The sequence below is a fragment of the Bradyrhizobium oligotrophicum S58 genome (genome assembly GCF_000344805.1).
GTDB classification, from domain to species: domain Bacteria; phylum Pseudomonadota; class Alphaproteobacteria; order Rhizobiales; family Xanthobacteraceae; genus Bradyrhizobium; species Bradyrhizobium oligotrophicum.
In genome coordinates, this window is sequence record NC_020453.1 from 6,662,075 (window position 1) to 6,674,267 (window position 12,193).

A 12,193-nucleotide genomic window follows, 5' to 3' on the forward strand; every position below is an offset into this window, starting at 1 on the left:
CTGGCTCAGCGGAACAGGCCGCGGCGAGCGAACAGAGGCGCATCGCTGGTTTCGAACAGCGGCTCGACACCCTCATGCAGCTGGTCGACGTCGCGGACGAGGCGGACGTCGCCCATGATCAGCGGCGCACGCTGATGCGGTGAGCGCGCCGACAATTCGAGGATGCGCGCGCGGCCGCTCGAGGCCGAGCCACCGGCCCACTCCATGATCAGTGCCATCGGATGCGCTTCATACACCAGCCGCAGCCGACCCTCGCGGTAACCGGGCCTCGAGTCGGCCGGATAGAGAAACACGCCGCCGCGCATCAGGATGCGGTAGGCCTCGGCGACCAGCGAGGCGATCCAGCGCATGTTGAAATCGCGGCCGCGCGGGCCGGCGGCGCCGGACAGGCACTCGTCGACATAGTTGCGCACCGTGCCGCTCCAGTGCCGGCGGTTCGAGGCATTGATGGCGAACTCCGGCGTATCCTGCGGGATGCGCAGGCCCGACTTGGCGAGGATGAACTCGTGCAGCGTCGGATGCAGGACGTAGAGGTCGACGCGATGGTCGATCGCAAGCACCAGGCAGGTCTGCGGTCCGTAGACGAAGAAGCCGGCGGCACGCTGCGCGGTGCCGGGCTCAAAGAAGCTGGAGAGCACGTCGCGGCCGCGCGGGCGGATCGAGAAGATGGTGCCGACGGAGATGTTGTTCTGCAGGTTGGAGGAGCCGTCGAGCGGGTCGATCGCCACGGATAGTGGGGCAGCAGCATTGACCGTTTCAGGGAGATTGACCTCTTCGGACAGGATGCCGGCGACCGGAGCCCGGCGCAGCGCATCCCGCATCAGATTGTCGGCGACGATATCGAGCGCCTTCTGCACGTCGCCATCGGCATTCACGGTGGCCGCGCCTTCGTCGATGCCGGACAGCGGGGCGATCGCAATCTGCCGCGCGAGCTCGCGCGCAGCCTCGGCGAGGGCCTCGATGACCGCGGCGCAGTCGGCGTCGGCACCCTGCGACGCCAGATGAGACTGCAATGTCTGATGATGGTCCATGGCCCACTCCCTAGCCATCAGCCCCTCTTTTGAGAGCTTGATGCGCGCTGCACGAATGCGTCGTGCCGCCCCCCATCAACGCTCCATTTGCATGATTAGGGAAATTTCTTTATCTTTGGATCGGCAAAAGTTTTCCTTATGTCAAGAGTTCCACGAGAGTTCCATGAGCCGGCGCTTTTCCCGCGACCTCACCATCCGCCAGCTGCGCGCGCTCGTCGCCGTGCAGAATTCAGGGTCCGTGACATCGGCCGCGGCACGCCTGCATCTCACCCAGCCCGCGGTGACGCTGCAAATTCGCAATCTGCAGGAGCTCGCCGGCCTGCCGCTGATCCAGCGCACGGCGGATGGCATGATCCTGACCGATGCCGGACGCAGCGTGCTGGCGCTGGCCGAGCGCGTCGAGGGGGCCTTGCAGGATTGCGAGCAGGCGCTCGACATCCTGGCGGGCCGCAGCGGCGGCCGCGTTGCGATCGGCGCGGTCAGCACTGCAAAATATTTCGTGCCGTTCGCGATCGCGGAATTTTCGCGGCGCTTCCCCAAGATCGACGTCACCTTGCGGATCGGCAATCGCGACAGCCTTCGCGAGGCGCTGCGCGGCTATGACCTCGACATCGCCATCATGGGCCGCCCGCCCGCCGACGTTCCGGTCGACATGCGGCCCTTCGGCAAGCATCCGCACGTCATCATCGCGCCGGCGGGCCACAGCCTGGCGCGCCGCAAGCGGATTGCGGCCGAGGCTCTCGCCGGCGAGGTGTTCATCACGCGCGAGCCCGGCTCGGGAACACGGCTGCTGATGGAGGCATTCTTCGAGAAGCACGGTCTGAAGCCAAAGACCAGCATGGAGATGGACAGCAACGAGACCATCAAGCAGGCGGTCATCGCCGGCCTCGGCATCGCCTTCATCTCGCAGCATACCGTCGCCCATGAGCTCAGCGAGGGCCGGCTGGTCACGTTGAAGGTCGCGGGATTGCCGATCATCCGGCAATGGCACGCGGTGCGGCGCGCCGACAAGCTGCTGCTGCCGCCAGCGCAGGCGATGCTGGACTTTCTCGGAAAAGAAGGCGCGCGGTTCCTGCCGAGTTGAGCGCGACGCCCGATGCCATGGCGGTGCCGCGTCTCGCATGACGCCGTCTCACCAGTCGACTTCGAACCGGCAGGCGTGGGCACCTGTGGCTTCACAGCCGATCTCACGCGCATGAGCGTTGGGATGCACCAGCGTTGCGAACAGCGTCTCGAATGTCGCAGCGTAGAAGTCGCAGACGGCATGATCGCCGTGATGCTCGCGGCATAGCGGACAATGGCTGATCTCATAGAGCGTCGGCCGGCCCGGGCGTGCGGTAAAGGTGCCGGTCCCGGCAAATGTCCAGGCATGCGCGGATATCGCCCGCGTCAGCGCGCGGCCCGCGAGCCGGGCCGGCAGCAGCCGGAGCACGCGCTGCGCTGCGGAGGGGATGCGATGCGCGAGCAGATAGGCTGCTGTCAGTTGCCCTGCCCTGGTGGCGACGGCGCGCGCGGTCTCATCGTCGAGCACCGTCCGCAGCGCGCCATGCAGCCTGATGACCTCGGCCTCATCGACCATCCCGGCGGGCGGCACGCTGAGATAGCCGTCGAGCCTGGCGACGGCGAACACGCGACGGGTCGTGTCCTCCCCCAACAGCAGACGCAAGGCTTCAGCCGTCTGGATGATCGCATTGGGGCCGATACGGCCGGCGGCATGATCGCCGTGGCCGGATACGGCGGCAGCGCGCGGCAGCTGAACTTGCTGGGCGCGGGTGCCGTGCATCTCAGTGCACCCGCGTCTCGGCCTCGTCGCTCATCTGCTCGGTGCCGCCGCCGCACGCCATCAGCTGCGCCTGCTGGGGTCCGGTCAGCTTGCGATTATGGCTGGTCTTCCATTCGATCTTGCCGGGATCGGCGCGCTTGCGGGAGGTATCGAAGCCGAAATCGACCTTGCCCTTGGATTGCGGCCCCCAATAATTGACGCGGCCGAGGTCGTAGAACTTGCGCTCGAAGCCGGACTTCAGGAACGCCTTGAGGCAGCCGAGCAGATAGCGCCGCCGCGCGCCGGAGCCGGCCCAAGGGTAGGAGAACAACGCCTTGTGCATGTAGAAGCGCCGGTAGTTGTTCATGACGCCGTCGAGCAGCTCGCCGCGGTCCATGGCGTCCGGCTTCATGATCGGCGTGACGAAATTGTACTTCTCGTAGTCGAAGATCTCGACCTTGTCGCCGAGGTCGCGGAACAGGTCGGAGAACGGCCACGGCGTGTACATCGCCCAATTGGCGAGGTCCGGCTTCCAGTCGCGCGCCATCTGGTAGGTCTCTTCCAGGGTGTCGCGGGTCTCGTTCTCGAGGCCGACGATGAACTGCGCCTCGACGACGATGCCGGCGTCGCGCAACAGCTGGATCGCCTTCTTGTTCTGCGCGACCGTGGTCTCCTTGTTGAAGCGGTCGAGCTTCATCTGCGCCGCGGCCTCGGTGCCGAGCGAGACGTGGATCAGGCCGGCCTTGCGGTACAGCGGCAACAGCGCCTCGTCGCGCAGGATGTCGGTGACGCGGGTGTTGATGCCCCAGAGGATCTTGAGGTCGCGGCGGATCAGCTCCTCGCAGAAGGCAACAAATTTCTTCTTGTTGATGGTCGGCTCCTCGTCGGCGAGGATGAAGAAGCCGACATCGTGCTCGCGCATCAGGGTCTCGATCTCGTCGACCACCTTCTTGGGGTCACGGATGCGATAGTCGCGCCAGAACTTCCACTGCGAGCAGAAGCTGCAGGTGAACGGACAGCCGCGCGCCATGTTGGGGATGGCGACGCGCTTGTTCATCGGGATGTAGATGTACTTGCTCCATTCGAGCACGCTCCAGTCGGGCGTGATCGCATCGAGATTCTTCACCGTCGGCGCCGCGACCGTGGCCACCACTTCGGAGCCGTCGCGATAGGCGATGCCCTGGATGCTGCGGCGGTCGGTCGCCCAGCGGCCGTCCTCGCAGGCACGCATCAGGTCGACGATGATCTCCTCGCCCTCGCCGCGCACGATGGCGTCGATCCAGGGCGCCTCGGTCAGCACCTGCTGATACATGAAGGTGGCGTGGATGCCGCCGAGCACGGTCAGCGCCTCCGGGTGCTCCTCCCTCGCGATTTCCAGCAGCCGCTCGGCCTTGTAGATCGAGGGCGTGATCGCAGTGCAGCCGATCACATCCGGCTTCTCGCTACGCAGGATGGCACGGACCTGATCCTCGGAGAGATCGTTGGTCATGGCGTCGATGAAGCGGAGATCGGTGAAGCCGGCGGCCTTCAGCGCGCCGCAGATATAGGCCGCCCAGGCCGGCGGCCAATTGCCGGCGATCTCGGCGCCGCCGGAGTGATAATTCGGATGCAGCAGCAAGATCCGCACGGCGTCCTCCCCGATTATCAATTTGTACAATCATCTTAACGTCAAGATAGATTGACAAATTGATCTGGCTCAAACGGCGTGCGAATAGTCTCTCCTCATGCCGCCTGCGCGAGGCCCATCTCGGCCCAGATCTCCGACAGCGCCGACACCAGATGCTCGATGTCGGCATCGGAGTGATAGGGCGACGGCGTGATGCGCAGCCGCTCGGTGCCGCGCGGCACCGTCGGATAGTTGATCGGCTGCACATAGATGCCGTAGCGGTCGAGCAGGATGTCGCTGATCCGCTTGCACAGCACGGGATCCCTGACCATCACCGGCACGATGTGGCTGGGATTGTCGAGATGGCTCACCCCGGCCTCGTCGAGCCGGCGGCGCAGCCGCGCCACGCGGTCTTGATGCCGGGCGCGCTCGACAGTGCTGCCCTTGAGGTGGCGGATGCTGGTCAGCGCCCCCGCGGCCACCGCTGGCGGCAACGAGCTGGAGAAGATGAAGCCGGAGGCGAAGCTGCGGACGAAATCGCAGACCGTGTCGGACGCCGTGATGTAGCCGCCGATGACACCGAACGCCTTGGCCAAGGTGCCCTCGATGACGGTCAGGCGGTCGGCGACGCCGTCGCGCTCGGAGATGCCGCCGCCGCGCGGGCCGTACAGGCCGACGGCGTGAACCTCGTCGAGATAGGTCATCGCGTTGTATTCGTCGGCGACGTCGCAGATGTCGGAGATCGGCGAGATGTCGCCATCCATCGAATAGACGCTCTCGAACGCGATCAGCTTCGGCACCTTCGGGTCGAGGTCCGACAGCTTGTCCCTGAGATCGGCGACGTCGTTGTGGCGCCAGATGCGGGTCTCGCAGCGGCTGTGGCGGATGCCCTCGATCATCGAGGCATGGTTGAGCTCGTCGGACAGGATCACGCAGCCGGGCATGCGTGCCGCCAAGGTCGACAGCGAGGTCCAGTTCGAGACATAGCCGGAGTTGAACAGCAGCGCCGCCTGCTTGCCGTGGAGGTGGGCGAGCTCATCCTCGAGCAGGATGTGATAATGGTTGGTGCCGCTGATGTTGCGGGTGCCGCCGGCGCCGGCGCCGCAGCGGTCGAGCGCCGCGTGCATCGCCTCCAGCACCTTCGGATGCTGGCCCATGCCGAGATAATCGTTGGAGCACCACACGGCCACGTCACGCTCGCCATGGGGACCGCGATAGGTTGCGATCGGGAAGGCGCCGGCCTTGCGCTCGAGATCGGCGAACACGCGATAGCGTCCTTCGCGTCTGAGGCCGTCGAGCTGGCGGCGGAAATAGTCTTCGTAGTTCATGGTACTCCCCCCTGTGCTGTCGTGTTCGGATCGACCGGACTCGTGACCGACACCGCGGCCAGTCCGGTCATGGTTTGCGCCTGCGCGTCAGCACAGGCCTGGCGATAGGCCTGGCGGAACTGCTCTTCCAGGCGCTGCCGCGCCATGGCTGCAGCTGTCTTCTGCGCGGACATCGGGCGCTGGGCCTGCGGCGCAGGAGGCACGACGGCGAGCACCGGCCGCACCAATGGCGTGACGGGCACCGGCACCGGAACGGCCGCCATCGCGGGCTCCGCCGGCGCGCTCCAGCGCCACAGATTGATCACCGGCATCGGCAGCGCCATGAAGCCATGCTCGAGCAGGCCGAGCGCGATCAGCGAGGCCAGCAGCGATAGCGCCACGCCGTCGAACGAGGACTTGGCGCCGAGCGCAGCGGCGGCAACCAGCGCTGTCGCCGCGGTCGCCGCGCCAATCGAGAACGGAAACAACAGGTTGATCGACTTCTTCGCGAAATAGCTGCGCATGAACCGGACCTGCTGCGGCAGCAGCTCATCGTTCAGGGTGCGCACGCCGAGGAACAGATTGATCTTGGCGCTCTGCCGCAGCACCAGCAGCGCCGCGAACGTCCACCAGCTGAGCCGGTTCGGCGCGCCGGACGTCACGGCAAACACCAGGCCCGCGGTCACGATCAGCGCCAGCTCATGATAGGCGATCGCCTGCAGGGCGAAGCCGACGCGCGAGGCCGGCGTGCAGTCGCGCGGACAGGGCTCCGGCCGTGGCCCGGTGATCCAGCCGGCGAGCAGCGACATCTCGACCGTGCCCCACAGCAGGATCGCGCAGGTGAAGGCGCAATAGGCGCTGGAATCCTCGGCGGCCTGGCTCGACACCGCGACGCCCGACAGGGCCGCGACGAACGCCGCGGCCGTGCCCCATTTGAACGCGGCCGGATGGCGGGCGGCGAGCCCGACCAGCGCCAGCACGGCGCCGGTCGAGAACCACCAGACGAACACGACATAGGGAATGGCAATCGCGGTCGCGCCCATGGCCGGCTCCTTGTTACCAGGCGGGTTGCAGCGTGATCTCCCGCGGCAGCTCGTTGCTCTTGGCCGGCAGCATGTACAGCCGGCCGAAGGTCAGCGCCGCCTTCAGCGGCAGCAAGGTACGCTTGATCGCGCCCATCACGCCGCCCTGCGCCTTGGCGTCCGCAATCGCTTCCGACACCTCGCGCAGCTGCTTCAAGCCGGCCCAGAAGCGGGGATTGTCGATGTCGAGCATGACCGGGAAGACCTGGCGCGAGATCTCCGAGGTGATGCGGAACACGCGCATGTCGTACTCGTCCACGGGCATGCCGAGCGCCTCGTAGAACGCCGGGCGCATATGATCGCGCACATGCATGGTGGCAAACACCGCCAGCAGGAAGAACTTGATCCACAGCTTGTTGCGGCCCTGCAGCAGCGACGGATCGGCGCGCATCAGCAGCGCGAACGCCTCGCCATGGCGGAACTCGTCGTTGCACCACTTCTCGAACCACTTGAAGATCGGATGGAACTGGCGCTCCGGATGCCGCTCCATCTGGCGATAGATCGTGATGTAGCGGGCATAGCCGATCTTCTCCGAGAGATAGGTCGCGTAGAAGATGAACTTCGGCTTGAAGTAGGTGTACTTCTTCACCTTGGTCAGGAAGCCGAGATCGACGCCGATGCCGTGATCCTTGAGGATCTCGTTGATGAAGCCGGCGTGGCGGGCCTCGTCGCGGCTCATATAGGAGAACAGCTCGCGAATGTCGGGATTGGTGATCCGCCGCTTGATCTCCGCATAGAGTACGCAGCCGGAGAACTCGGCCGTCAGAGACGACACCAGGAAGTCCTTGAACTCGACGCGAAGCGCCTCCGGCAGATCGTTCAGATCCTTGTCGAATTCCGGCGTGCGCACGAAGTGCTTGCGGTTGTGGTCGGCGCGCAACTCGGCCATCACGGCATCCCATTCCCGGCGCACGAGATCGACATTGAGCCGGTCCATCGCCGCGAAATCGGTGGTGTAGAAGCGCGGCGTGAGGATGGTGTCCTCCAGCGCCATGTTGGTCGAGGTGCTTCCGGCTCCGCCTTCCATCGCGATCATCTGACTCTCCCGTCCGAAAAGCTGACGTCATACAATTCAGTGAGTTCGAGGTAGCCCGAGAGCTGCATCAGCGTCCGCTTCCAGAGCCCGGCCCGCACCACGGTCGCGGTGCGGCGCAAATTGAGCTGCTCGCCGAATTTGACCGTGATCGGTTCGCCCTGGATCAGCACCTCGTCGCCCGGACGGATGCCGACGTCGCGATCGAGCGTGACATGCGCATGCAGGCTCTCGCCGGTGCGCTCGATCTCGATGCTGCAGCCGATGTCGAAGCGGCGCGGCTCGGTGGCCCACAATCCTCTCATCGCTTCTCTCCCATCGTCATCAGTTCGGTGAACCGCCGCATGTTGTCGGTGCCGAATGGCGCGAGGTCGACGCGCCGTCCGGTCGCCGGATCGTCCAGCGTCAAATGGCCATCGGACCAGCGGCTGATCGTGAAGGCCGGCCCGGAGCCGATCGAATGGCGGCGCCGGTCGAACGCCATGCTGCGCAGCACGGTGCGCAGCAACCCATCGCCGCCGGCCTCGACGACGCCGACGATCCTGCTGCTGTCCGGTGACACCACGGAGATGCCGCCATCGGCGCGGTCCTCGAACCGCATGGCCGCGGACTGCACGGCAACGACGTGATCGGTGCGCACGGTGCCAAGCCCGGTGAGGCGGCCGACGCTCGCGGCCAGCAGCGCAAAGGCGACCAGCGCGAAGGCCGCGCGGAGCGCGCCCTTTGGAATGACGATCTCGGCTTCGACATGGCCCTCGGCTTGGCTCATGACTCCCTCCTCCTCATCACGCCGCGCTCGCAACCGCAGCAGGCGGCGCGCCTTGCGACTGACCATTGGCTGCCGGCAGCGGCTGCGAGGCGACGGCGCCATCCGACGCCGTGACGAGCGCCTTAGCAAGAATCTCGGCGACGTTGCGCGCGTCAGGCACGCCGCGCAGCATCGGCTCGACCGCGTTGAGCCGCCAGGGCCGCGCATGCGGCCACAGCAGCAGGTAGGACAGCCGCTGCTCGTTGATGACGCCGAGCGGCACATCGCCGGAGCCATCCCCGAACAACTTCACATCCGCCCGTGCGATCTGCTTGAACGGCACGTTCAAGGTCATCGGCAACACCGCCCCGAACTGCAGCAGCACCCGCCGGCTGGTGACGGTGTAGCGGGTGGTGCGGCTGTAGAGCAGCGCGAGTCCCGTGAGCAGCAGGGTCGCGAGCGCCACCGGCGTCACCAGCGAGGATGCGCTGGCGAGCGAAGCCGCGAGCGGCTGGTGATCCAGCATGCCCGCCACCACGCGGGCGCCGAACAGCGCCGCGAAATAAGCGAGCACCAGGCGCAGGTGGAACACCCGCAGCAGCAGCGCCTTCACCGTGGGCTGTCCCTGCCAGAGCAGCCGCTCGCCCTCCGGCAGCATCAGTTGGTCTTGCTCTCGATGCGTACTCACAGCAGCGGCTCCTGGCGTGCAGCGGTCGCGTAGAGATGGCCACCACCATAGTAGCCGACGATCTTGTCCTCCTCGAGCTTCGTCACCTGATCGGGGCTGGCGAGACCGGGCACGTTGGCGAATTGCGAACCGAGGATCGCATCGACCAGCACCGCCTTGCGCGACTTGTCGACGATCGCCATCGTCATCGGCAGCAGCACATGGCGTCCGACGATGCCGTCGACCTCGACTTCGAGGTAGCGGATCAGCATCTCCGCACGATCGACCCAGACCTCGCGAACCTTGCCGCCGAGCCTGCCGTCGCAGCCGATCACCGGCATGCCGCGCGGATCCGGATCCTCAGAGGCGATGAAGATGCTACCGTCGACCCGGAGCGGCACGATCGCCGGGATGTTGTCCATGGTCAGCTCCGGCTCGTCCTTGCGCGCGGCATAGGAGCCCGGGCCGACACCGTCGAGCATCGGGTTGCCGGTCGGGAGGTACGGCGAGCCCGGCCACGGATAGGCCGGCGTCACCGGCGCATCGGCGCGGTCATTGTCCCAGTTCGGCAGGGTCGCGGTGCGACCGCCATGCATGTGATAGGTCTTGCGGCTCGGCGGCGTCGGGAAGCCATGGCCGCTCGAAGCGGTCTGCCGGCCGATGCGGCCTTCGAACTGCAGCGGATAGCCTTCGCGCTTGTCCTCGGTGCGCAAATAGAAGATCAGGCCTGCGAAGAACACCCAGAAGCCGTAAAGCACGACCTGGGCAACATCGATGTAGCTCGTGAATGACGTCTGCATGGCTTCCTCCCCGACTGGGCTAACCTGGAAATTCAACGATTCCGAATTGGAGCTGCTGTGGCTCCGCCGCCTGCCGTCGCACCAGCGGTCCGATCACCGCCAGCGTGACGAACAGCAGTGCGATCTCGACGTGGTAGACGATGCTGTAGCCGGTCGCCGGTCCGGCGAGCGCCACGCCGAGACGACCGTCCAGCGCCAGCTGCGACATCACATCGCGAATGGCGCCGCCGCCTGCGATCGCGACGCCGGCCGCCGTGGCCTGGACCGCGCCCCAGGCGCCGAGCGCGAGTCCGCTCTCGCCGTTCTGCACCAGCGCCATTGCCGCCGTCAGCGTGCCCACGGCGAACAGGCCGCTGCCGAAGCCGATCAGGGTGGTGCCGATGCGGAACAGCAGCGGCGACGCGAGCGGGGCCGAGAAGATGACGGCGGAGAACGCGAACAGTCCGACGAGTCCGCCGAGCGCTGCGATCCGATAAGGATCCGAGCCCTTGCCCAGCCGGCGCGCGGAAAGGCCGAAGCCTGCGAGCGTGCCAGCTGCAAACAATGCCGTCAGCGCCGTGGTTTCGCCGACCGTGAGGTGAAGGATCTCCGCGCCATACGGCTCGAGCAGGATGTCCTGCATGGTGAAGCCGGCGGTGCCGAGCCCCACCGCGACCAGTACGCGCATCGAACCACCGGCCTCGCGGAACTGCCGCCAGGAATCGCCGAAGCGCGGCCGCGCCCGGGTGGCCGATGTGCGCGAGGGATCACGCGCCTCCTGCTTCCACAGCGCGATGACGTTGAGAACCATCTCGGTCACCGCCGCGCCCTGGATCACCTGGATCAGCCGCATCTCGCTGAACTCGGCGAGCAGCCCGCCGAAGGTCAGCGCGCTCGCCATCATCCCGAACATCAGCATCACGTAGAGGAACGCGACCACCCGCGGGCGCGAGTGCTCCGGCGCGAGGTCCGTCGCGAGGGAGAGGCCCGCGGTCTGCGTCGTATGCAGCCCGGCGCCGACCAGCAGGAACGCGAGCGCAGCCCCGATGCGGCCGGCGATCACCTGGCCCGGCGCGTCGCCCGACGACAGCAGCAGCAGGGCGAACGGCATGATGGCGAGGCCACCGAACTGCAGGAGCGTGCCCATCCAGATGTAGGGCACGCGGCGCCAGCCGAGCACCGAGCGATGATGGTCGGACTTGAAGCCGATCAGCACACGCAGGGGCGCGAACACCAGCGGCAGCGCCACCATGGTCGCGACCAGCCAGGAGGGGACGCCGAGTTCGACGATCATGACGCGGTTGAGCGTGCCGTTGAGCAGCACCACCGAAATGCCGATCGAAACCTGGAACAGCGACAGCCGCATCAGGCGCGACAGCGGCAGCTCGGTCGAGGCGGCATCCGCAAACGGCAGATAGCGCGACGACAGCCGCGTCCACAATTGCAGGACGGATGGTGCGCGCGCGCTCATGACGGGCGAAGCTCCAGCGCTTGCGAGATGTAGAAGCCGTTGGCGACGCGGCAGTTGCGGGCGCAGCGCCAGTCGGCGAGATCGGGATGATCGGCGATGAGGCGATACAGCTTCTGTTCGGTCACAGGCTCGATCGCCGGCGCGCGATTGCCGCGTGGGAACACGCCGCCGATCGCGTGCATGACGGCGAGCAGCGGCGTGCGCGGCGCGTAGGTCATCAGGATCGATTCGGAGGTGCGCGCGGCAAGGCCCGCCACGATGCGGACGGCGTCCTCGGCGCGGTAATGGATGAACGAATCCATCGCCACCACGAAATTGAAGCCGCCGTGCCGGGGATCGAGCATGTCGCCGGCGACGAAGCGGATCGCGTTGCGGCTGATGTCGTCGGGCAGCCGGCGCTGCGCGATCTCGATCAGGGTCGGCGAGATGTCGACGGCAACCACCTCGGCGCCGCGCCGCGCAGCCTCGATGGAGAAGCTGCCGGTGCCGCAGCCGGCATCGAGGATGCGCGCGCCACGCAGGTCGAGCGGCAACCACGACAGCAGCGTCCGCCGCATCTCGTCGCGGCCGGCACGCACAGTGGCGCGGATGCGTCCCACCGGCGCATCCGAGGTCAGCCGCGTCCAGGCGGCGACTGCGGTGCGGTCGAAATAGGTCTCCACTTCACTGCGGCGGGCGAGATATTCCGCTGTCGACATCGGCTAGCC

Annotated in this window: 13 protein-coding genes; 1 reads left to right on the forward strand and 12 read right to left on the reverse strand. The window is 66.6% G+C overall.

What is annotated here, in order from left to right; all coding sequences use genetic code 11:
* Positions 1 to 5 precede the first annotated feature (5 nt).
* Positions 6 to 1,049, reverse strand: coding sequence for a class 1 fructose-bisphosphatase (locus S58_RS28820; RefSeq protein ID WP_015668946.1), 1,044 nt, complete (start codon positions 1,047 to 1,049; stop codon positions 6 to 8).
* 145 nt (positions 1,050 to 1,194) lie between these two features.
* On the opposite strand from S58_RS28820, the gene S58_RS28825 reads away from it, so the two are divergent.
* Entirely contained in the window at positions 1,195 to 2,115 is a 921-nt protein-coding gene (locus S58_RS28825) for a LysR family transcriptional regulator (protein ID WP_015668947.1), read from the forward strand.
* Between the two features lie 48 nt (positions 2,116 to 2,163).
* On the opposite strand, the gene bchJ is transcribed toward S58_RS28825, so the two are convergent.
* The 11 genes from bchJ to bchM all read right to left on the reverse strand — a co-directional run bounded on the left by bchJ (position 2,164) and on the right by bchM (position 12,184).
* On the reverse strand, positions 2,164 to 2,814 hold the full coding sequence (gene bchJ / locus S58_RS28830) for a bacteriochlorophyll 4-vinyl reductase (RefSeq protein WP_015668948.1): 651 nt from the start codon (positions 2,812 to 2,814) through the stop codon (positions 2,164 to 2,166).
* A gap of 1 nt (position 2,815) precedes the next feature.
* Positions 2,816 to 4,420, reverse strand: coding sequence for a magnesium-protoporphyrin IX monomethyl ester anaerobic oxidative cyclase (bchE, locus tag S58_RS28835; protein WP_042340283.1), 1,605 nt, complete (start codon positions 4,418 to 4,420; stop codon positions 2,816 to 2,818).
* Between the two features lie 95 nt (positions 4,421 to 4,515).
* A complete protein-coding gene (gene hemA, locus S58_RS28840; RefSeq protein ID WP_015668950.1) occupies positions 4,516 to 5,727 on the reverse strand; it encodes a 5-aminolevulinate synthase in 1,212 nt (403 codons plus the stop codon).
* Positions 5,724 to 6,749 (reverse strand): putative photosynthetic complex assembly protein PuhE, encoded by a 1,026-nt coding sequence (puhE, locus tag S58_RS28845; protein ID WP_015668951.1) that lies wholly within the window; start codon positions 6,747 to 6,749, stop codon positions 5,724 to 5,726. The genes hemA and puhE overlap by 4 nt, the downstream gene beginning before the upstream one ends.
* 13 nt (positions 6,750 to 6,762) lie before the next feature.
* Complete coding sequence (acsF, locus tag S58_RS28850) at positions 6,763 to 7,824, reverse strand: magnesium-protoporphyrin IX monomethyl ester (oxidative) cyclase (RefSeq protein WP_015668952.1); 1,062 nt, start codon at positions 7,822 to 7,824, stop codon at positions 6,763 to 6,765.
* Positions 7,821 to 8,126 carry a hypothetical protein gene (locus tag S58_RS28855; RefSeq protein ID WP_015668953.1) on the reverse strand — a complete coding sequence of 102 codons (306 nt, stop codon included), beginning with the start codon at positions 8,124 to 8,126 and terminating at the stop codon, positions 7,821 to 7,823. Before S58_RS28855 ends, acsF begins: the two co-directional genes overlap by 4 nt.
* A complete protein-coding gene (gene puhC, locus S58_RS28860; protein WP_015668954.1) occupies positions 8,123 to 8,590 on the reverse strand; it encodes a photosynthetic complex assembly protein PuhC in 468 nt (155 codons plus the stop codon). Before puhC ends, S58_RS28855 begins: the two co-directional genes overlap by 4 nt.
* Before the next feature lie 16 nt (positions 8,591 to 8,606).
* Positions 8,607 to 9,257, reverse strand: coding sequence for a photosynthetic complex putative assembly protein PuhB (gene puhB / locus S58_RS28865; RefSeq protein ID WP_052351226.1), 651 nt, complete (start codon positions 9,255 to 9,257; stop codon positions 8,607 to 8,609).
* Positions 9,254 to 10,036: a photosynthetic reaction center subunit H gene (gene puhA, locus S58_RS28870; protein ID WP_015668956.1), complete on the reverse strand. Its 783-nt coding sequence runs from the start codon at positions 10,034 to 10,036 to the stop codon at positions 9,254 to 9,256. The genes puhB and puhA overlap by 4 nt, the downstream gene beginning before the upstream one ends.
* A 19-nt stretch (positions 10,037 to 10,055) precedes the next feature.
* Complete coding sequence (locus S58_RS28875) at positions 10,056 to 11,486, reverse strand: BCD family MFS transporter (RefSeq protein WP_015668957.1); 1,431 nt, start codon at positions 11,484 to 11,486, stop codon at positions 10,056 to 10,058.
* A complete protein-coding gene (gene bchM, locus S58_RS28880; RefSeq protein ID WP_015668958.1) occupies positions 11,483 to 12,184 on the reverse strand; it encodes a magnesium protoporphyrin IX methyltransferase in 702 nt (233 codons plus the stop codon). Before bchM ends, S58_RS28875 begins: the two co-directional genes overlap by 4 nt.
* Positions 12,185 to 12,193 lie beyond the last annotated feature (9 nt).

Excerpts from the sequence above, each read along its gene's own strand:
- bchM (WP_015668958.1), bottom strand. The coding sequence starts at position 12,184 with ATGTCGACAGCGGAATATCTCGCCCGCCGCAGTGAAGTGGAGACCTAT.
- puhE (WP_015668951.1), bottom strand. The coding sequence starts at position 6,749 with ATGGGCGCGACCGCGATTGCCATTCCCTATGTCGTGTTCGTCTGGTGG.
- puhA (WP_015668956.1), bottom strand. The coding sequence starts at position 10,036 with ATGCAGACGTCATTCACGAGCTACATCGATGTTGCCCAGGTCGTGCTT.
- acsF (WP_015668952.1), bottom strand. The coding sequence starts at position 7,824 with ATGATCGCGATGGAAGGCGGAGCCGGAAGCACCTCGACCAACATGGCG.
- S58_RS28875 (WP_015668957.1), bottom strand. The coding sequence starts at position 11,486 with ATGAGCGCGCGCGCACCATCCGTCCTGCAATTGTGGACGCGGCTGTCG.
- bchJ (WP_015668948.1), bottom strand. The coding sequence starts at position 2,814 with ATGCACGGCACCCGCGCCCAGCAAGTTCAGCTGCCGCGCGCTGCCGCC.
- hemA (WP_015668950.1), bottom strand. The coding sequence starts at position 5,727 with ATGAACTACGAAGACTATTTCCGCCGCCAGCTCGACGGCCTCAGACGC.
- S58_RS28855 (WP_015668953.1), bottom strand. The coding sequence starts at position 8,126 with ATGAGAGGATTGTGGGCCACCGAGCCGCGCCGCTTCGACATCGGCTGC.
- S58_RS28820 (WP_015668946.1), bottom strand. The coding sequence starts at position 1,049 with ATGGCTAGGGAGTGGGCCATGGACCATCATCAGACATTGCAGTCTCAT.
- puhC (WP_015668954.1), bottom strand. The coding sequence starts at position 8,590 with ATGAGCCAAGCCGAGGGCCATGTCGAAGCCGAGATCGTCATTCCAAAG.
- S58_RS28825 (WP_015668947.1), top strand. The coding sequence starts at position 1,195 with ATGAGCCGGCGCTTTTCCCGCGACCTCACCATCCGCCAGCTGCGCGCG.